This is a genomic window from Chitinophaga arvensicola (genome assembly GCF_900110835.1).
Taxonomy (GTDB): Bacteria; Bacteroidota; Bacteroidia; order Chitinophagales; family Chitinophagaceae; genus Chitinophaga; species Chitinophaga arvensicola.
Window position 1 is genome coordinate 2,614,612 of record NZ_FOJG01000002.1, and the last position, 19,514, is coordinate 2,634,125.

A 19,514-nucleotide genomic window follows, 5' to 3' on the forward strand; every position below is an offset into this window, starting at 1 on the left:
TCCAATCAGCGATTTATACGGCATGAAGAAAACGATTTTACTGGCACTGGGTATACTGGGCATTGCAGTCAGAGGATTTAGTCAATATTACTTCCAGGACATCTACAATACCGGGCAAACTGCAGCCACTATGGCGCTGCTGAAGGCTAACAAGGTAAAAACCCAGCAGGTAATGACATTAGACGCCAATATGGAACAAGACCGGGATTTCCGTTGTGAACGGACCCTGAACCCTACCTACCGGCAGATGAAGACGCAGACGCAGTCCAGCTCTACCGGCTATTCTGCCATGACTGCGACCTTTGGCCCAGGCGGACAGCTGACCAAAACCGTAGACAGTTCCGGCGCCAGTATCACCACTACGTTGTACCGTTATGATAACGGGGGACGTCTGCAATATATCAGCAGTACCTCCACTGCCCGCGACAGCAAGCTGCGTTTTGATGAATCAAGGACTTACAGCTATGATGCCAGTGGCAACCTGCAGCAACTGACACAGCGCAAGGGAAATGATTCTACTGTAGTTGCATTCAAAACCGATAGTGCAGGGCATGTAACAGAAGAACTGGATAAGCGCCGGGGGACACGTATTTACTATAATTACGATAAAGCCGGGCGACTGACAGACGTGTACCGTTATCAGCCTGCGAAGAAACGTATGCTACCGGATTATATCTTTGAATACAATGCACAGGGAAAGCTCACGAAGATGACTACCGTGAACGCACAAACGTCGACGTATACGATCTGGCAATATGAATATCAGGCGAATGGATTACCTTTGAGTGAAACGTGCTATGGCAAAGGAAAAGAGCTGTTAGGCATGGTAAAATATGGCTATGAGCTGAATCCTTAGATACAGGTTAAAAAAACGAGATCTATAAAATATTTTGGTTCAGGGAGTAAAAAAATTTTGCAGCTTCAAAAAGATTCCTATCTTTGCAATCCCAACGAAAAAAGACGAAGGGAAAAAGTTCTTAAAATAATGCGAAAGTAGCTCATTTGGTAGAGCACGACCTTGCCAAGGTCGGGGTGGCCGGTTCGAGCCCGGTCTTTCGCTCTGATTATTCCCTACAGACCCTGGTGGTGGAATTGGTAGACACGCGGGACTTAAAATCCCGTTCGCAGCAATGCGAGTGTGGGTTCAACTCCCATCTGGGGTACATTTTAGAGCAGACGCTCTTAGGTTTTAGAAGGCATCGATGCAAATCGGTGCCTTTTTTGTTTATGAAAGAAATGCTATATTTATATTAACGTAGACTTAACCTGTTTTGCATCGTACGAACACTTAACAGCTTCAAATAGCAAAACAAACAACTTACGGGAAACTGCAGGAATAAAGTTGATGCAAGGACCCTTTCAAACGGCTTTTTCATTGTTGACAGATGCCGAATTATCAACTGGTTTTTAAATATCCGTTGCTTCTGTTTATTCCGGTAAATTGAGAGGTGGCACATTGAGTCAGATTTGTTCATCAGATATAAAAGGTTTGTTGTTGAATTTCTACACATCATTACCTTTTTGAAGGATGTTGAGTAATCCCGCGCCAGAACAATGCGAACGGAACTTTTCACTGGACTGATCCGACCTTTTATCATCATCCAAACTAACTTCTCCAGCCAGACAAACAAGCATATATTCTCACAAGGATTGTTAATTTTACACTTCAACCTTATCCGCTATATCTATGGAAATACTTGTTCTGACTTGTCCTCAATGCGGCAGTTCTGCTGTTAAACTCTTACCTGAACGCAACGATCTGGCTCAATGCAATTATTGCAGCGCTCTTTTCATACTTGCTGCTACTTCGAGTACAGAGGAGGCTAAACCAAAGATAACAGAAGTGAAAGATGAAAAGGAGGAAGAAAAAGTGGATATGACAGAAGTAGTTTATCCCATTAAACCGGCCCCTCCATTCGCTCCGGTAATTCCATTTATATTAGCCGGATGCCTGGCAATAGTGAGTGGAGCCTGTGGAATTAATGCGTTATTTCAATGGAAACCAGACCATCAGAAAATTGCCTTTTGGGGAATACTATTCCTGATTGGTGCAGTTGCATTTTTAATATCGCTCAAAAACATAAATGATAAACAAAAAGAATACCAAAGCAGTGAAGAGATGCAGGAGTACCTGAAGCAGAAGAGAGCTGCCGTTGATAAATCCTGGGCGCAATTTAAACAGCGCGGACGTCAAAAAAAATGATCCAATATCAAAAGGCAAAAGGATTAAGAAAACAGTGAAGAGGTGCTGCCACCCGACCATTGTCGCAAAATGTCTTATTTTTACACAAATATTCATTTTCCGCCAACATGGATAAAACAAAACACATCGTTATACTCGTTCCTCCGCAAACCTCCTTGTTAGACGTTGCCGGTCCACTGGAAGTTTTTTCGAAAACTTCCGATTACATGATGAAATATAGAACCGTAAAAGATAAATACTATACCACGCACCTGGTATCCATGGATGATACAACTGCAGTACCTACTTCTTCCGGGATGCCTGTTATCTGCGAAGGAGGTATCGGAGGGATCCGGTACCCGATAGAAACTGTTATCATTGCCGGCAGAGGGGAATATAGGAAGGGAGCGCCAGCTCATATATTAAAATGGATACAAAAGGTCAATAAGAGTAAATCGAAACCCCGCATTGCTTCTATTTGTGCAGGCGCTTTTATCCTGGCAGAAACAGGCTTATTGGATGGTCGCCGCGCTACGACGCACTGGCAGCTCCACGATCAATTTGCTGAAAAATTTCCGTTAATTAAAGTGGAGAAAGACCCTATCTATATCAAACAGGGCAATATCTACACCTCAGCAGGGATATCTACCGGCATTGATCTTACACTGGCACTGGTGGAAGAAGATCTGGGAAGAGAGGTGGCCATTGAAGTATCCAGGATATTAGTGTTATACCTGAAACGACCCGGTAATCAATCCCAGTTCAGCAATATCCTCCAGACACAAAAAACGGATTACCGACCTGTAAAAGATAGTCTGCAGTGGATCCAGGAACACCTCGATGAAGATTTATCCGTTGAACAACTGGCGGCCAGGGCTTCCATGAGCGCCCGTAATTTCTCCAGGGTATTTTACAGGGAAGCAGGCGTAACACCTGCCAAATTTGTTGAAAAAGCCAGGGTGGAAGCTGCCCGCCGCCGGTTGGAAGAAACCCGTTTAAGTCTTGAAGAAATAGCGGCAGAATGTGGTACCAGCGATGCCAATGGCTTAAGGCGGCTTTTTATCCGCCACCTTAATACTACACCGGCCGCCTACCGGAAAGCCTTTGCCTGATTTATAGATGACCGAAACAGATCAGTAATCTTATCAGCTGGGAAACAAATGACATCTCATTATCGTACCAGGCTACCGTTTTCAGGAGTTGTTTATCTCCCATCCCGGTGATTTTCGTCTGCGTAGCGTCGAACAGTGAGCCATAACTCATTCCTACTATATCCTGCGATACGATGGGGTCTTCGTTATAGCCGTATGATTCGTTGGCGGCGGCTTTCATTACTTCGTTTACTTCCTTTTCACTGGTTGTTTTATTCAGTAAGGTATAGAGTTCTACCACAGAACCCGAATGAACAGGAACGCGTTGCGAAGCACCATCCAGTTTTCCATTCAGCTCAGGGATGACCAGACCTATGGCCTTCGCTGCTCCCGTGGTATAGGGAATGATGCTGTCGGCTGCTGCCCTCGACTTGCGGAAACCATTTTTAGGATCAGGTGTATCCATCAGCGGCTGCGAATTCGTATAGGCGTGAATGGTATTCATCTGGCCGGTAATAATGCCAAAGCGGTCGTTCAATACTTTTGCCATGGGGGCCAGACAGTTGGTAGTACAGGAGGCGGCACTGATCAATACATCTTCCTTATTCAGCAACTGATGATTAACATTGTATACAATCGTTTTCACGTCCTTATCAGAAGGTGCGGATATGATCACTTTTCCGGCGCCTGCTTTTAAATGCAGTCCGGCCTTCTCTTTCGATTCAAAAATACCGGTACATTCCAGTACCACATCTATATTCAGCGCCTTCCAGGGAAGGTTTTCAGGATTTCGCTCTGCGTATACAGCCACTACCCTGCCATCTACGGTCAGCGATTTGTCTGTGCTATGAACAGTATGTGGAAGTACCCCGTGGACGGAATCATATTTCAGTAAGTAGGCGAGCATTTCAGGAGAGCTCAGATCGTTTACTGCCACTACTTCCACGTCACTATTACCCAGCAGCTTCCGGAATGTCATTCTGCCGATTCTTCCGAATCCGTTTATTGCAACTTTTATCATACTATCTGATTTTAAACTGTATGACAAAGGTAATCTTAGTTCGTTTTGTCCGAAATGACAAATTTCAATCAATTTAGGACAACATTAAAAAGCGACACATAACGTTGCTGACAAGTAGATTTTTGTATTTTCACGATATGAAACATCCCTTCCAGTGTATTGACTGGAGTACGATTACTCCTACTACACATGCTGGCATTACCGGCAACGCATTATGGCAAACACTTCAATTAGCGGGCTTGCGCATACGAATAGTAACCTACTCTCCAGGCTACCTGGCAGATCATTGGTGTAAGAAAGGGCATATTGTGCATTGCCTGGAAGGTAGCTTTACCAGTGAACTGGACAACGGGGAAGAATTTGTTTTGGATCAGGGCATGACCTACGTAGTTTCTGATGATCTGAGCAATCATCGTTCCAGTACGGAGTTGGGGGTTAAGCTGCTGATCATTGACGGAGATTTTTTGAAGTAGCTATGCAGATGCTATCTCAGGTTTACCTTCTGAAACACTGTGAAAAATACTTTACAAGAGTCTTTTCAGCCGCCTCCTGTAAGTATATTCCCCTGCGATCTCTTCTTTGTAATTCATTTCTTCATCGAATATATAGGGATCCCTGTAGTAAGTACCTGCACTCAGGTAGCCTAATTCCAGGCCACTACCACCGCAGATATTACAACCACCATCTCCTGCTTTTAAAAACCATTCACTATCCATAGTGATTTCGTAGTGATATGGATTATTCGCAATCACAATGCCGAAGTGATTGAAGGTATCCAGGAAAAAAGGTTCATCTGGGTGATGATCTGCTGCGAAATGCCGGTACTTTTTTGTGGGGTCTATCTCATTCCCCCAGGGAAAGATGGTCCGGGAACCGCCGCCGCACAGATACTCCCATTCATCCTCCGTCGGCAACCGGAAGCCGTTGTTTGCTACGTCGGCTACCAGTTCATCGTAAGTAGCCGGCTGGTAAAGGAATGCTGTTATATCCTGTCCATCTTTATTCAGACGAAAACTATTGTTTACAGTATATGCATATTTCTCGCGGGATGAATTCAGGAGATCATTCAGGGCCTGTTTAAAATATTTATCTGATACTAAGCGCCCGTCGTCCGGTGAAACCGGCAAATAGCCTGTCTCTTGCGCATACCGCTCCACTATCATTGGCGCAATGGTTACTGTTCGTAACGGTGAAAGACGGGCCTGCAGCCATTCATCTGTTTCCGTTGGTGTTGTTCCGTTTAATGCTGCCAGCTGCTCTTTATTGGCGCTGGTCATCGGGTATTCATTCAGGCCAAGTGTAACGGTATCTCCGGGTACAAAAACAAACTCACTGCCTTTGTAGTCCAGCACCACAGTGAACGTGTGCTGATTGAATTTACTGAATCGCTCAAAAGACCGGATGCTGAACTCCGGTAATTGTGTTTCAGTTAAAAATGTCAGTATTGCTGTGGCTTCTTTTTCAGATAGCGCATTCCAGTCTTTACGCTGATAAATCCGGGTCACATCCATAATGGCAAAAATACGTTTCCTTTTTTTTAAGTTTAAAGTAACGATGGCCGCTGATTACGTCCTGTGGCTTCCGTCGGCGAATAGCCGAAGTGTTTTTTGAAAGCAAAAGAGAAATGCGACAGGTTTTCAAATCCTGCTTCCAGGTAAACATCCGCTGGCCGGTGATGCCTTTCACTGAGGTGATAATGCGCCAGTTCAAGGCGTTTTTGCGTGAGCCATCGTTGCGGACTAACATCGAACGCTTTTTTAAAATCTGTTTTAAAGGTGGTCAGACTACGGCCCGTAAAATAGGCGAATTTCTGGAGAGGCATGTTAAACATGAAGTTCTTCTCCATAAAATCTGCCAGATCAATCTTCCCAGGCTCAGAAAAATTTGCCAGAAAACGGTCTATGCGATGGTCTAGTGTACGTAGTACTGTAATGGCTTCTTCTATCTTTACAGACACAATAGCGGGTGGAATTCCTTCTTCCATTTCAAAATAGGGAAGCAAAGAGCCGAAAAAACTCTCCAGCAACGGATGATTCTCATAACGTCTGATGCCATGATGCTGATCGGGGGTCATCTCAAATGGATAACGGGTATAATAAGCCTTCAGCCTTTCCGTCCGTAGGTAGATCGTTACTGATTTGTATGGTTTACCATCTTTTGAATATTTGATAAATGTTGCCAACTGGTTACGTGGGCAAAACCAGGTATCTCCAGGCTTTAACAGATAGGTCTGATCGGCAACAATTATTTTCACCTCGCCGGATATAAGACGGCCGAACGTGTGATCACCAGAAATCAGTTCCCGCTCAAAATACTTGTCCTGTTCACAGGGCAACATAATTTCCTGCGGCGCATTCCAATATACAGACATGGTCTACAGCTTTTGATATGACAAAGGAACGCACAAATTCCCAATCAACCGGTGCGCTCCTTTGAATATTTATTAAATAGCGAATGTTACACCAGTCAGTTGCTCACTAAGCGTCCAGAGCTTTTTGGCATTCCCCGGATCCAGCACCTCCGGGGTTACGCCTTTGGTAAACGCAAAATTTGAAGGATCAAATCCCTTCCAGGTAGTATCAATTGGCGCCACTTCCGTATCCTCACAGTAAACACCACCTATGTTGTTCAGCTTTGGACTGGTAGCGCACCACACAGTGGTTGAAGCACCTTCTTCCATGCTTTTATAGCCATTGTGAGGATCATGACGTATACCACCGTTTTCATCGTACACACCTAAACCGACCAGTACTTCTGCAGGCATTTCTCGGGCAAGATCGGTAGCTGAAATAGCGCCTGGATGCAAGGTATATGCCCTTACGCCATGATGCTGCGCCCGCTGATCCAACTCCACGGTAAACAGGATATTCGCCGCCTTGGCACGTGCATACGCCACAGAAGGGTCGTAAGGCTGATGATCAAAATTGGGATCATCGAGGTCCAGCGATGCCATATGATGGCCCCAGGACGATACATTGACCACCCGCGCGCCATTTGCATGTCTGAGCGCCGGCCACAGCCTGGCAGTCAGCTGGAAATGCCCCAGGTGATTGGTGGAAAACTGGGACTCATTACCTTGGGCATCCCGGCGTAGAGGCGTCCACATAACGCCTGCATTATTGATCAGTAAGTGCAGGGGCTTGCCCAGGGCGAGGAAACGATCACTGAATGCCTTAATGGAGGCAGTATCCATCAGATCCATCTCCCATATACTCACATCCGGTATTCCGGCAAGATTCTCCTCCGCTTTGCCAATGGACCTGGCTGGTACAAATACTTCTGCACCTGCGGCCACCAGCGCCTTCACGGTTTCCACGCCGATACCGGAATAACCGCCCGTTACGATGGCCGTTTTTCCCCGGAGATCAATGTCCTTAACAACTTCCATAGCTGTTGTGGCCGCGTTGAAACCTGAACTGGTAGCCTGTTGCAGCGCGCCGTAATAATTATTTGCTTTATTTTCCATTTGTTTCCTTGTTTTGATAAAGCAAAATTACAGGCGGGTAAGGCACGCTGTTTTGTTCAGCAGGCGGAAATTGCTTTGTTTAAAAGGCGGAGTGGCATAAGCGCAAAACAATTAATTTTAGTACTTCACTCAAGCAAAAAACACATGCCTCACTTCGTAATAGAATGTTCCCGCAACATTTTACAACAGCAACCCGCAGATGTAATCATGAATACTGTATACCATGCTGCTGAGTCTACCGGCTTGTTTGCGGAGAATGACATCAAAGTCCGGATTAACAGCTATGAACATTACAGACTAGGAGAAGGGAAAGACAGCTTCTTGCACATATTCGCCAGTATTATGGGTGGACGGACGCCCGAACAACGGGCCAACCTTTCCAGGGTAGTCATCCGGCAACTGGCGCCGCTGTTACCGGATATTTCGTTTCTGTCCATGAATGTAAGCGAATTTGATCCGGCTACTTATAGCAACAGGTCACTGATTGATCCCCTTAATACCGAAGGGAACAGGCATTTCTAGCAATGTTTTTAGGATGAACATTATAAAGGCCGGCGTCAGAAAACACCGTTATCTTCCAGTAGTTTATCTAAAGGAATATTCTTTTGCTTACAGTATGTTGCTGATTCTGTTTCCGAGGAAAAGAAGCTATCACAGAAATTTGTCAATTCTGTTCCCAATGCAGAAATATACCTGGAATCTGCGGTAATGTATTTCTCTACCTGTTCCACGAAACGCTCAAAATCGGGGTTTATTTTGCAGAGCTTATCAATAGTTATAAAGTCCAGCTCCTTATATTTTGCCGGAAATACAATCTCACTCTCAAACGGGTTACTGCTCAACCGGATAATGCCAATGCCAAAAGCCTGGTTCAAACGCTTGATTTCATCAATTAAAACATCATTCAATTCAAAAGTTACCAGGTACCCATAGTTCGCCCAACTTGAATTTGAAACTGCCTGAAAGAAACATTTCTTCAGCTCATAGTCCGTTTTAATTTCCTTTTTTATTTCATATGCCAGCAATTCAAATGTTCCCAGCCGATTGATGGCTTTCAGAAATGCCTGGCTTGTCTGCGTATGCAGATTAAGGAACCGGATACCTATCATATCAGGATGAATCCATTTTTGATTACTATCCTTCGCATTTGATTGCTCATGAAAGATGGTCTTAGATAATACACCGGTTGATTTGAGGAAACTGCTCAGCAACTTATGTAAACTTCTTTCGTCGAATCCCTGATTCGGACCGGATACCTGTGCAGGGGCGGTGGTGGAAACATTATCCACTACTTCCAAGGCAGTAATACTAATCTCACTTTCATATTTAGACAGGAAGTAGGTGAAATTCCCTCCCTTCTGAGGAATCCTTTTCACGCGGGAGTCACGATTACGGATGAAGTTTCCCAATGACGCAGAAACCGTAGACCAGGGCGTTTTTCCACCCCTGAAATCATAGTAGTTTCTCTCCATGATTTTCTTATACACCTGCATATAAGTAGTAGGCTCCTTAATTTCATCGAGAGATGCAATAATTGCATCATTTAAAGTCATTCCCATAGGATCTCAGTTAAAAATATCCGGGTAAAATCCATTGAATCCAACACCGGATTTTCAAAAATATAGCTAAAATATAAGTAAAATTGATCATAGTAATAACATTATGATCATCAGGCAGACAATAAAAATACAATGCTATATCCTAAAACGTACCATAAGACGATACCTTTTATTACCATAAATACAGCTGCGCGCACTGAAAGAAATTTATCTTGCGCCATAATTTCCTGCTCCGTATTACCGGACATCCCTTGTCCAAATCCGAACAACTTACAAAAAAACACCACGTATTACATCTCTGACTTACACCCGATAACTATTCCGGCACCGTTCTGGCGGCATGTTCCAGGCAATCCAAATCCAAACGCATGTTCCTGAACTATGTAAAGCTCGCCCTGCGTAATATCTACAGGGATAAAATACATTCCTCTATCAACATCACTGGTTTATCTATCGGCATGGCGGTGGCAATGCTGATTGGCTTATGGATCCGGGATGAATTATCCTTTAATAAATACCACCGGCACTACAACGACATTGCACAGGTGATGCAGCAACAGGTGTATAATGGATCGGTTACTACAGATGTAGCTTTACCGATGCCGCTGGACGCAGCATTACGCAATAGCTACGGAAGTGATTTCAGGCATATTGTTATGTCGTCGTGGACCAATGATCATATCCTCACGACTGGTGATAAGCAGCTATCATTTCCCGGTAACTTTATGAGCCCGGATGCCGCAGAGATGTTTACCCTCCATATGCTGAAAGGTACGCGTAATGGATTATCAGATCCTTCTGCGGTACTAATTTCACAAAAAGTAGCGACATCATTATTTGGCGACACAGATCCCATCAACCAACTGATCACACTGGATAATAAAGGCAGTTTAAAAGTAACAGGTGTGTATGAGGACCTCCCACGCAATACTACCCTAAAGAATGTTGCCTTTATTGCGCCCTGGAATTATTACGTAGCATCTGAACCATGGATCAGGGAGGGGCAGGATAACTGGAATGAAAACTCCTTCCTGATCTATGTGCAGATGGCTGCGAATACGGATATGGCCACTGTTTCACAAAAGATAAAAAATATCAAGCTGAATAAACTCCCCGGCCTGAAACCGGTTATCTTCCTGCAGCCCATGAGCAAATGGCACCTGTTCAGTGAATTTAAGGATGGCATTAATACTGGCGGCGATATTCAATACGTGTGGTTGTTTGGTATCATCGGCTTATTTGTATTGCTGCTGGCCTGTATCAATTTCATGAATCTCAGTACGGCACGTAGTGAAAAAAGAGCAAAAGAAGTGGGACTTCGGAAAGCGATTGGTGCTTTCAGATCGCAATTGATCATCCGTTTCTTTTGCGAATCGTTGCTTTTTGCAGTGCTGTCATTTGTACTGGCAATTGTATTCGTGATGCTGGCGCTTCCCTTCTTTAACCAGGTGGCAGACAAAGAAATAATGATCCTGTGGACTAGTCCCCTCTTCTGGATGATAAGTGCAGGCTTTACCTTATTCACCGGTTTAATAGCTGGTAGTTATCCTGCGTTTTACCTGACCTCCTTTCAGCCGGTAAAAGTATTAAAAGGCACTTTTAAAGCAGGACGATTTGCGGCTGTTCCGCGGAAAGTATTGGTGGTAGTACAGTTTACAGTATCTGTAGTCCTGATTATAGGCACTATCATCGTTTTCAAACAAATACAGTTTGCCAAAAACAGACCGGTAGGTTACAGCCGGGATGGCCTGATTCATATCGAGATGATCACGGATGATTTAGGTGATCATTTTCATGCACTGAAAACAGATCTGCTGCAGTCCGGCGCGGTAGCATCAGTGGCGGCTTCTTCGAGCCCGGCAACGGAAATCAACAACACCCGGGACGATATAACCTGGAAAGGAAAAGATCCCGGCATGACGGTCGATTTTGCCAACATCCGTGTCACAACTGAATTTGGCAAAACCATGGGTTGGCAGTTTGTGGATGGCAGGGATTTCTCCACGGACTTCCGGACAGATTCAACTGCAGTGATCCTGAACGAAGCGGCAGTGAAATACATGGGACTTGAAAACCCGGTCGGACAAACGATCCGGGTAGGCAAACGAGCGCTAAACATCATCGGTGTTACAAAAGATATGGTGATGCAATCGCCTTACATACCGGTTAAACAAACCATTTTTTATATTACGGGAGATGGGTTTGGCTACGTCAACATCCGGATCAACCCTGATAAAAGTATCCATGATGCTATCAATACTATTGCATCAATTTGTAAAACCTACTCTCCTTCTGTACCCTTCTCTTTCAAATTTGTAGATGAAGAATATGCAAAGAAATTCGCGGAGGAAGAACGTATCGGTAAACTGGCCAGCTTCTTTTCTATACTCGCCATTTTTATCAGCTGCCTGGGATTGTTTGGCATGGCTACTTTCATGGCGGAACAACGGATTAAGGAAATAGGTGTGCGGAAAGTACTGGGGGCGTCCGTATTCAATTTATGGGGGCTGCTGAGCAAAGACTTTATTATCCTGATTGTTATTGCTCTTTTTATCGCGATACCCTTTGCCTATTATGCGATGAACAACTGGTTGCAACACTATCAATACAGATCTGGTATGCCCTGGTGGATCTTTGCTGTCGTTGGTGCGGGCGCTATACTGATTGCTTTATTAACAGTCAGCTACCAGAGTATTCACGCTGCGTTGATGAACCCGGTAAAGAGCCTGCGTGCAGAATAAGAGATGGTTTGAGAAAGTATTGTGCTGAAAAATCCAGCACAATACTTTCTCCATATTTAATGATTGTATGGCGTCACAATAAGTTTATACTGAGCGTCCTTCAACAATTTGGTCTCAAAAGTGATCTCAAGCTGTTTCTGCTCTCCTTTCAATAACGTAAAATAATTATCATTCATAATCGCTGGCAACACACGTTCATTGTTATCGGCTCTCAGCAATTGCACATGCACCGCAAAGGCTGGTGTTGCGGCAGGGTTCCTGATGGTGGCCGTAATACAGGTGCTATCGCCCCGTTGTTTCAATACGGAAGATGTTTTCAGCATGGCAGAAGGCAGTTTTTCCAGGGCAGTGTAATCAGTCATGCGACTGCTTCTCCAATAGAAATTTTCTGATTGTAATCTTCCTTTTGCATCCTTAAGCAATAGTCGAATAAATTGTACATCAGATAACGCCTTACTACGGTTACCGTATACTTCCAGGTCGAACAGGGAATAGCCCCATTCTGTAGCGCGTTTGCGGCCCACCATACGGACATAGCGCGTTTTCACGGGTTTAAAAGTAACCGTTTCCAGTCCTCCTTTGCCCACATCCGTGTTGTACACATCCGTCCAGGACTGCGCGTCACCGGATACCTGGATACTGTAGGCACGGGCATAAGCATCTTCCCAATGCAGCATCACACTGCTGATCTCCTGTGCTGTGCCAAGGTCCACGTACACCCATTCGTTGTCGGTGTACTCACTGCTCCAGCGGGAGCCGGTACTGCCATCAGTCACCGCATCCGCACCAGCGCTTTCTGCGGAGGAAGACGATGCCACCGCCGATTTTTTAAAAGCAAGGTTGTCGATATTGAAATTTAGGTCGAAGCAAGGCGTAGCCGTATTAGAAGGTGCGTCCACGAAAGCTTTCCGGCCGAAAGATGTTGCAGGTGAGCCATCCATGTTGTAAACAATGGCCTCTGCCTGTAAACCTTTGTATTGTTGCAAAGTAGTGTTAATTACCTTCACTGAATTATCTGCTGCGCTCCACTGTATATGCAATGGTTCACAGGCTTTTTTCACGCCCCAGTAAGCACCTGTGAGATCGTAGTAATAATCATAGGTTTGCCATACCAGGCTGGGATAGGCGCTCTGGCTCATCCAGGTCATTACGCCGGAGGCATCATTCCACATATGATGTAGCCAGCCTTCGTACAGGGCCTTGTTGGTTTCAATATTTACCAGCTGTGCTTTGCGGCAATAGTCTTCGATGCCGGTGGCGGCGCCATAGCTTTTATTGATCGCATCATCGTAGCGGTCGGGGCCCGCGTTGGCGGCGGAAGGTCCGAAGAAGTGGAGATCCCACATTTTGTTACGCGGCCACCAGCTGCTGTCCGGCATAAATTTTTTAAAGCTTTCGAAAGATGTGAATACCGCGGTGCCTATCTCTGTGCGCAATCCCCAACCAGGTGTGCCACCAAAACCACCAGGATACTTTGTGAAGTACCAGGCAGGCATAAAATTGGTCCAGGGACCGCTGCCGGTTAATCCATCTGAATGGGAGTTGGCCTGGTACAGGCGATCGTTGCCATCATAAGTACCCACGTTTTCTTTCAACCATCCATTCAGCGGTGGCAAAGGATATCCTTCGTTATCACCACACCATACGGCTATACTGGGATGATTACGCAGCCGCTTGATTTTCTCCACTGCATTTTTATTAAAGGCAAAAACATCTTTTGGCAGATTTGGATGGGAGTTAAGCCAGAAGTCGTCCCATACCAGCATCCCGTACTTATCACAGGCGTTGTAAAACTCCTCATCGGTGGTGCTGCCAATCCAGTTGCGGATCATGTTAAAGTTCATTTCCTTGTGCAGGCGTACTTTGGTATCATATTCACCACCACGGCAACGCAGCATGTACTCAGACATGCCCCAGTTGCCGCCTTTGATGAATATGCGACGCCCGTTTACACTAATGTGCAGCACGCCGCCAAGGGTATCATAGCTATACTGTTTTACACCGAATGTGACCTGTTTACGGTCTGATATTTTTTCGCCGGATACAAACTGCAGCTCGCAGCTATACAACGGCTGATCACCATAACCATTAGGCCACCACAATTTGGGCTGCACGATCTCCGGCTGAAAGGATACCTGTTCCGATTGTCCACCTGATAGCTTCACCTTTTTTGAAAAACGGATATTACCCGGTTGAATAACACCGGATACTTCTCCCTCCAGCATTTTAGCCGAATGATTATCCAGGTCCATACTGATACTGAGTTTCGCATGTGCGGAATCAGTCAATGCGGTACGGATCCACGGGTCCACGATCGTCACCTGACCAGAACTGCTCAGGTACACATCATCCGTAATGCCCATATTGAGACCGGGTACATAAGGCATCCAGTCCCAACTGGCACTTGAAATATAGGTAGGACTCGAATAATTTACAATTGGTGTACCGGGCCAGTGTACGAGCAATAACAGCACATTGGGCTGATCATATCTCAGGATATGGGTTACATCAAATTTACCCCGGTCCATAAAACCATCGAGCAGGCCTATACGCTGACCGTTGAGATATACTTCTGCCTTGCGGTTTACACCTTCAAAATTCAACCACCACTTTTCGGCTTCACTACGTACGGGCGTGAACGTGGCACGGTACCAGAAATCGCGGTCGTATTTTGTTTTATCTACCTGGTAAATATTATCGCCGAAATTAGGATCCTTTTCCAGCCCGGCTTCTACAAATGCACCGAAAACGGTGCCGGGTACCACGCCATTGACCCAGCTGTTGTCGTTATAACCGGGCTCGTGTATACCCGCCTCCAGCCCCGTTGCCGGGGCTGCTTTTATTTTCCAGTGTACGGCTGTATTACTGCTGTTCAGAGAGATCGCCTTTTCCTGTGCTTTGATGGCTAATGCTGCAAGCATCAACCCGGCCAGCAATTTTCTTCCTTTGCTATTAAACATGTTTTCCTATTTCCAATTGAATACGCGTACAAAAAACGGCCGGTACCTGTCGGCACTTCCAGGATGATTAAAGTTGCTGGCAAAATCTGTAGGGTTGATATTGTAGGAAATCACCAACTCCCCTTCCCTGCTCAGCGCATGATGTACAAATGAATTATAACTGATAAAATCGCCGCTGTACTGATCCGGGATATGGTAGAGCGTCCGTTTGTTCGTCCACGGCCCCACAGGCGTACTGGACTCAAGAATATAGATGTCCAGCCCGAAAAGGTTCTGCTGGGATACCAGGTAATACTTTCCATCTTTGTAAAAAACGTTGGGCTGCGTAATGTCGTTGCACACATTATATTTCACCGGCGTATTGCTCCATCCGTTCTGACCATAGTATTCCCAGGTACCGCTGAGGTCCTGGTTGGCAGCGCGGGCTACATACATATAAGACGTGAGATAACCATTTTCTGTGCTGTACAAATACGTATAGCCATCAGGCGCTTTCATACTACCGGCGCTGTAATTACTGAGTACATCCTTGTCTTTTATCAACTGACTGAGCTGCATGGAAGGCAGATCGAAGATAGCCAGGTCAGTGCTTACATGTTGGAAATCCCAGGTGCCGCTGCCCGTTTTTCTGACATGACTGAGCAACATCTGGAATTTATTTCCGTGTACCTGTCCGGCACCAGGCCAGTACCAGTCTTCATCTTCGGGAGCATTACCATATTTGATCCAGGTCTGACTTTGTGTTCCCAAGCCGGGATTCAGCTGCACAAAACTCTGCAAAGAAGTATCCAGTTGCAGGTGCGCCGCATTGCGTACAAACACATTATTGGTGCGGTTACGATCGGTACTCACCTGTCCGAAGAAACTATCCTGGAATGACCACACAATACGGCCATCTGGCAGTAACGCGGAATAGCAGCCATCGCCGCCGTTCCAGTTCTGGTAACGGGTGAGATAATCGTTGTAATCAAGATCGCTGTATACCGTTACCCGCGGATCCCACCTGCCATTGCTTTGCAGCAATTGCAGGCGCGGACCGGCAGGTTGTTCATTCTTTTTCAGGAGGCGTACATACCAGTATTTCGGAGCGCCCGACTCGGAAGTAACGCGATAAGTATAGCGGTTGCCATGTGTAGCAAAATCTACTTTTACACCTGGCGCCGGCAATACCTTTGCATTTTTAGACACCGTTACTACGGGCGTGAGCGCACTCAGATCCAGGTCATTTTCCACGTACAACGTAACCGTAGCGGAATCCGCTCCATTCACAATCTCCGATGTTCCTATCTGTCCCTCCTGCAGTTTGAAGGAAATGATGGCGCGTTCCTGGCTCTGATAATCACGGAGCGGGTTCTTTACGCAGGACGTAAGAATGCCGCCGGTCATCAATAGCAGTATCATTTTATTCATGAGGATAGTTATTTAAAGCCTATTTGAATACCGAGGTTGATCACACGCTGGTTGATGTATGCGTCACCGGCGGAGTTACTGGCTACTTCAGGATCCTGCTGGTATTTATCGTAGTTGGTCCAGGTGAACAGGTTATAGGCACTCATGTATACACGCGCGTTGTTTAACTTACCGGGCAACCAGCGACTGGGCAATTGATAACCCAGATCCACCGTTTTCAGACGCACATATCTTGCATCTATCAGCCAGAAATCCGACATATAGGTACGCGCACTGTTCACCGTGGTAGGATTGCTGGTCAGGCGGGGGAACTGTGCATTAGCAGCGTTTTCAGGTGTCCAGCGTTGCTGATGGATCGGCTGGAACTGGCTCTGGAATGTTTCGATACCCGTACCCACCACACTGAAGCTATACCCGAAAGAGCCCTGGAACAGCAGGTTAATACTGAAGCCTTTGTAATTGGCGCCAAGGGTAAGGCCCAATACCGTGCTGGCCAGGTTGGGTTTACCGATAGGGCCCATATCGTTATTATCAATCACGCCATCACCATTGATGTCTTTGTATTTGAGATCGCCCGCCTGGATGGGATATTCACTGAGTGGTGTGGCCGGCTTGTCATGTGTATTAGCTTTGATTTTCTGCACATCTTCCGGAGTATAGTACCCGATAAACGTGTATCCGAATGGCTGATCGATCGGTAGTCCCGTTTCCCGTAACCATGGGTAAGCGGGTTGTGCTTCATCTTTAAACAGTACTTTATTTTTAAAATACTGGAATACGAGGCTCGTGTTAAAGTTCACCCGGCGGATATTTCCCCGGTAGTTGATTTGTCCGTCGAAGCCCTGGTTGCTGGTTCTGGCTACGTTTGTCGGACTGAAACCAATACCTATCATACCGGGTACCGAACCTTTGCGTACAAGCTGATCGAAGCGGATATCATGAAAATAATCTACTGTTAAGGATAGCTTGTCTTTAAAGAGGTTCATATCAATACCGATGTCGGCCTTCTTTGCTTTCTCCCAGGTTACGTTCATGTTGCCCAATTCGCCTTCATAGATAGAACCGCTTTTGGTATCATTCTCCCCGAAAGAATAATCACCGCCATTGAGATACTCCTGGCGGTACAGGTACCGGTTACCGTTGGTAACGTCGGAACCGACTACACCGTAGGAGCCACGCAGTTTCAGGAGACTGATAGCCGGAATATTATTTTTAAAGAATGGTTCTTCGGAAATGCTCCAGCCCACACCCACTGCAGGGAAGAAGCCGTTACGTTTGGCTGCCTGGAACCTGTCGGAGCCATTGTAGGCGCCGTTGAAATCGAACAGGTATTTCTGTTTGTAGTTATAACCTGCCTTGAAAGAGAAGCCCCTGAAATTGGCAGGGATATCTGCTTTCGACGTATAGCTTTGCCTGTTATACAGCGCGAGTGCATTGAAAGCATGATCCCCAAAAATCCGGTTATAGCTAAGGAAGGCTTGTGTATTCACGTTCCGGCTATAGAGATCGGTATTGCCTGTAACCCGGTACGCCTGTAGGCGATAATTGCCACGGGGATCGAGCGTGTACGATCCGTCTGCCGGGTTATAATAATAAGAAGGGGGTTCGGCTTCGCGAAACAGGTTCCTGGCATATTGTTCAATGCCGCCGTACGCCACACGACCTGTCAGCGAGAGGCCTTTGGTCAGGAAATCGAGTTGCTGCGTCACATCATAAAGCACATCAAAATCGGTTCTTTTGGTACGGCTGTAGCCACCGTTTGCCAGGCGCGCGTTGAGCGTAGGCAATGCGTCTTTTGTATCCACCGCATAAGCATAACTTCCGTTAGGATTCATCATAGGTGCAGAATACGGATGTATCTTTTCGAAGTTATACACCTCTGATACCACGTTGGCCGACTTAGGCTGGTTAATATCACCGAAGCGGGTGGTGAGATTGAGCCGCATGGTCAACGTTTTGGTAGCACGCATATCCAGGTTGGAGCGGAAATTATAGCGGCGGAAGAAGTAGTTGGTATTGACTTCATTCCTCGGATCGGAGAAATCTTTCACCAGCCCGTTCTGTGTAAGGAAACCACCGGAGATAAAGTATTTCACGGCTTCTGTGCCACCAGACACGTCTACGTTGGTATTGGCCTGGTAAGCAAATTTTTTGAATACAGCGTCATACCAGTTGATATCCGGATGCCCGTAAGGATCAGCACCACTTTTAAATAAATCGAGGTCCTGTGCGGAGAATTTCGGTGCCAGTCCGTCGTTTTTATATGCCTCATTCACCAGTGTAGCAGCGTCGTAGGAGTTTAAGAACCTCGGTGTTTTCACTGGTGCCTGCTGTCCTGATTCCATGCGTACATTCACCTGCGGCAGTCCCACTTTACCCCGGCGCGTAGCCACTACCAGTACACCGTTGGCACCTTTGATTCCATATATTGCCGTGGTGGAGGCATCTTTCAGGATGGAGATACTTTCAATTTCGTTTACATTGATCTGTTGCAGCTGATCATAGGAATATTCAATATCATCCACAATGATCAGTGGTTTATTGCCATCGCTGTTGAGAGAGCTCACCCCACGGATAAAGAAATCGGACGCATCTTTTCCCGGCTGACCGGAACGTTGCTGCGATACGAATCCGGGAAGTTTCCCCATCAGCGCATTCTGCACGTTGGCAGTAGGTACGTTCCTTATTTCAGCGCCGGTGATCGCACTCACGGCGCCGGTGCTGGTGATACGTTTGGCAGTATTGAACCCAACCACTACCACTTCATCGATACCCTGGGTGGAGGATTGCAATACCACATCGATGGCATCGCGGCCGGCCACATCTACTTCCTGCCCGGAGAATCCGATCAGCTTTATGAGCAGTGTATTGGAGCGGCCTTTCAGCGTGAGTTTAAAGCGACCGTTGGCATCGGCGATCACACCATTGGTGGGCATGCCTTTTTCCGAAACGGAAGCACCCGGCAATACGCCGTTCATATCTTTTACCGTACCGCTTATGATTCTTTGCTGTGCCGTAGCGAGAAACGGAGCAGCCAGCAGCAGCAGGAGAAACAGTATACTATTTTTCATCTTCAGTCAGTTA

At 46.1% G+C, this 19,514-nt stretch carries 14 protein-coding genes and 2 tRNA genes; 8 read left to right on the forward strand and 8 right to left on the reverse strand.

The genetic code is table 11. The features are described 5' to 3' along the window. The first annotated feature begins 22 nt into the window (after window positions 1-22). The 5 genes from BMW79_RS27890 (at window position 23) to BMW79_RS27910 (ending at window position 3,294) form a co-directional block, all read left to right on the forward strand. On the forward strand, window positions 23-856 hold the full coding sequence (locus BMW79_RS27890; protein WP_143059285.1) for an RHS repeat protein: 834 nt from the start codon (window positions 23-25) through the stop codon (window positions 854-856). Window positions 857-987: 131 nt separating this feature from the next. Then, window positions 988-1,060 (forward strand) — tRNA-Gly (locus BMW79_RS27895). A gap of 17 nt (window positions 1,061-1,077) precedes the next feature. Then, window positions 1,078-1,163 (forward strand) — tRNA-Leu (locus BMW79_RS27900). A 524-nt stretch (window positions 1,164-1,687) separates the two neighbouring features. Further along, complete coding sequence (locus BMW79_RS27905; protein ID WP_089901027.1) at window positions 1,688-2,203, forward strand: hypothetical protein; 516 nt, start codon at window positions 1,688-1,690, stop codon at window positions 2,201-2,203. A gap of 107 nt (window positions 2,204-2,310) precedes the next feature. After that, complete coding sequence (locus tag BMW79_RS27910; protein WP_089901030.1) at window positions 2,311-3,294, forward strand: GlxA family transcriptional regulator; 984 nt, start codon at window positions 2,311-2,313, stop codon at window positions 3,292-3,294. 1 nt (window position 3,295) lies between these two features. Here the strand turns inward: BMW79_RS27910 and gap are convergent, their stop codons facing one another. Then, window positions 3,296-4,294: a type I glyceraldehyde-3-phosphate dehydrogenase gene (gene gap, locus BMW79_RS27915; protein ID WP_089901034.1), complete on the reverse strand. Its 999-nt coding sequence runs from the start codon at window positions 4,292-4,294 to the stop codon at window positions 3,296-3,298. A 137-nt stretch (window positions 4,295-4,431) separates the two neighbouring features. On the opposite strand from gap, the gene BMW79_RS27920 reads away from it, so the two are divergent. Then, window positions 4,432-4,767 (forward strand): DHCW motif cupin fold protein, encoded by a 336-nt coding sequence (locus BMW79_RS27920; RefSeq protein ID WP_089904344.1) that lies wholly within the window; start codon window positions 4,432-4,434, stop codon window positions 4,765-4,767. A 51-nt stretch (window positions 4,768-4,818) separates the two neighbouring features. Here the strand turns inward: BMW79_RS27920 and BMW79_RS27925 are convergent, their stop codons facing one another. From BMW79_RS27925 to BMW79_RS27935, 3 genes are all read right to left on the reverse strand, one after another. Beyond that, window positions 4,819-5,805 carry an SUMF1/EgtB/PvdO family nonheme iron enzyme gene (locus BMW79_RS27925; RefSeq protein WP_089901038.1) on the reverse strand — a complete coding sequence of 329 codons (987 nt, stop codon included), beginning with the start codon at window positions 5,803-5,805 and terminating at the stop codon, window positions 4,819-4,821. A gap of 32 nt (window positions 5,806-5,837) precedes the next feature. After that, window positions 5,838-6,665: a helix-turn-helix domain-containing protein gene (locus tag BMW79_RS27930; protein ID WP_089901041.1), complete on the reverse strand. Its 828-nt coding sequence runs from the start codon at window positions 6,663-6,665 to the stop codon at window positions 5,838-5,840. Between the two features lie 72 nt (window positions 6,666-6,737). Further along, window positions 6,738-7,760, reverse strand: coding sequence for an SDR family NAD(P)-dependent oxidoreductase (locus BMW79_RS27935; protein ID WP_089901044.1), 1,023 nt, complete (start codon window positions 7,758-7,760; stop codon window positions 6,738-6,740). Between the two features lie 144 nt (window positions 7,761-7,904). On the opposite strand from BMW79_RS27935, the gene BMW79_RS27940 reads away from it, so the two are divergent. After that, window positions 7,905-8,282 carry a 5-carboxymethyl-2-hydroxymuconate Delta-isomerase gene (locus BMW79_RS27940; protein ID WP_089904347.1) on the forward strand — a complete coding sequence of 126 codons (378 nt, stop codon included), beginning with the start codon at window positions 7,905-7,907 and terminating at the stop codon, window positions 8,280-8,282. 35 nt (window positions 8,283-8,317) lie between these two features. Here BMW79_RS27940 and BMW79_RS27945 read toward each other — a convergent pair whose 3' ends face one another. Beyond that, the gene (locus BMW79_RS27945) at window positions 8,318-9,319 is read right to left on the reverse strand and encodes an HTH domain-containing protein (protein WP_218150466.1); all 1,002 of its coding nucleotides are present in this window, start codon (window positions 9,317-9,319) and stop codon (window positions 8,318-8,320) included. Window positions 9,320-9,687: 368 nt separating this feature from the next. Here BMW79_RS27945 and BMW79_RS27950 point away from each other — a divergent pair, with 368 nt between their 5' ends. Beyond that, window positions 9,688-12,060, forward strand: coding sequence for an ABC transporter permease (locus tag BMW79_RS27950; protein ID WP_089901047.1), 2,373 nt, complete (start codon window positions 9,688-9,690; stop codon window positions 12,058-12,060). A 56-nt stretch (window positions 12,061-12,116) separates the two neighbouring features. Here the strand turns inward: BMW79_RS27950 and BMW79_RS27955 are convergent, their stop codons facing one another. The 3 genes from BMW79_RS27955 to BMW79_RS27965 are packed head-to-tail and all read right to left on the reverse strand — an operon-like array spanning window position 12,117 to window position 19,501. Continuing rightward, entirely contained in the window at window positions 12,117-15,020 is a 2,904-nt protein-coding gene (locus tag BMW79_RS27955; protein ID WP_089901050.1) for a discoidin domain-containing protein, read from the reverse strand. A 6-nt stretch (window positions 15,021-15,026) separates the two neighbouring features. Further along, entirely contained in the window at window positions 15,027-16,430 is a 1,404-nt protein-coding gene (locus BMW79_RS27960) for a DUF5005 domain-containing protein (protein WP_089901054.1), read from the reverse strand. An 8-nt stretch (window positions 16,431-16,438) separates the two neighbouring features. Then, a complete protein-coding gene (locus tag BMW79_RS27965) occupies window positions 16,439-19,501 on the reverse strand; it encodes a SusC/RagA family TonB-linked outer membrane protein (protein WP_089901057.1) in 3,063 nt (1,020 codons plus the stop codon). Window positions 19,502-19,514: the final 13 nt, after the last annotated feature.

Bases quoted from the DNA above. Each gene is read 5' to 3' on its own strand.
- BMW79_RS27925 (WP_089901038.1), bottom strand. From the start codon at position 5,805: ATGGATGTGACCCGGATTTATCAGCGTAAAGACTGGAATGCGCTATCT.
- BMW79_RS27960 (WP_089901054.1), bottom strand. From the start codon at position 16,430: ATGAATAAAATGATACTGCTATTGATGACCGGCGGCATTCTTACGTCC.
- BMW79_RS27910 (WP_089901030.1), top strand. From the start codon at position 2,311: ATGGATAAAACAAAACACATCGTTATACTCGTTCCTCCGCAAACCTCC.
- BMW79_RS27945 (WP_218150466.1), bottom strand. From the start codon at position 9,319: ATGGGAATGACTTTAAATGATGCAATTATTGCATCTCTCGATGAAATT.
- BMW79_RS27940 (WP_089904347.1), top strand. From the start codon at position 7,905: ATGCCTCACTTCGTAATAGAATGTTCCCGCAACATTTTACAACAGCAA.
- gap (WP_089901034.1), bottom strand. From the start codon at position 4,294: ATGATAAAAGTTGCAATAAACGGATTCGGAAGAATCGGCAGAATGACA.
- BMW79_RS27920 (WP_089904344.1), top strand. From the start codon at position 4,432: ATGAAACATCCCTTCCAGTGTATTGACTGGAGTACGATTACTCCTACT.
- BMW79_RS27950 (WP_089901047.1), top strand. From the start codon at position 9,688: ATGTTCCTGAACTATGTAAAGCTCGCCCTGCGTAATATCTACAGGGAT.
- BMW79_RS27935 (WP_089901044.1), bottom strand. From the start codon at position 7,760: ATGGAAAATAAAGCAAATAATTATTACGGCGCGCTGCAACAGGCTACC.
- BMW79_RS27905 (WP_089901027.1), top strand. From the start codon at position 1,688: ATGGAAATACTTGTTCTGACTTGTCCTCAATGCGGCAGTTCTGCTGTT.
- BMW79_RS27955 (WP_089901050.1), bottom strand. From the start codon at position 15,020: ATGTTTAATAGCAAAGGAAGAAAATTGCTGGCCGGGTTGATGCTTGCA.
- BMW79_RS27890 (WP_143059285.1), top strand. From the start codon at position 23: ATGAAGAAAACGATTTTACTGGCACTGGGTATACTGGGCATTGCAGTC.
- BMW79_RS27930 (WP_089901041.1), bottom strand. From the start codon at position 6,665: ATGTCTGTATATTGGAATGCGCCGCAGGAAATTATGTTGCCCTGTGAA.
- BMW79_RS27965 (WP_089901057.1), bottom strand. From the start codon at position 19,501: ATGAAAAATAGTATACTGTTTCTCCTGCTGCTGCTGGCTGCTCCGTTT.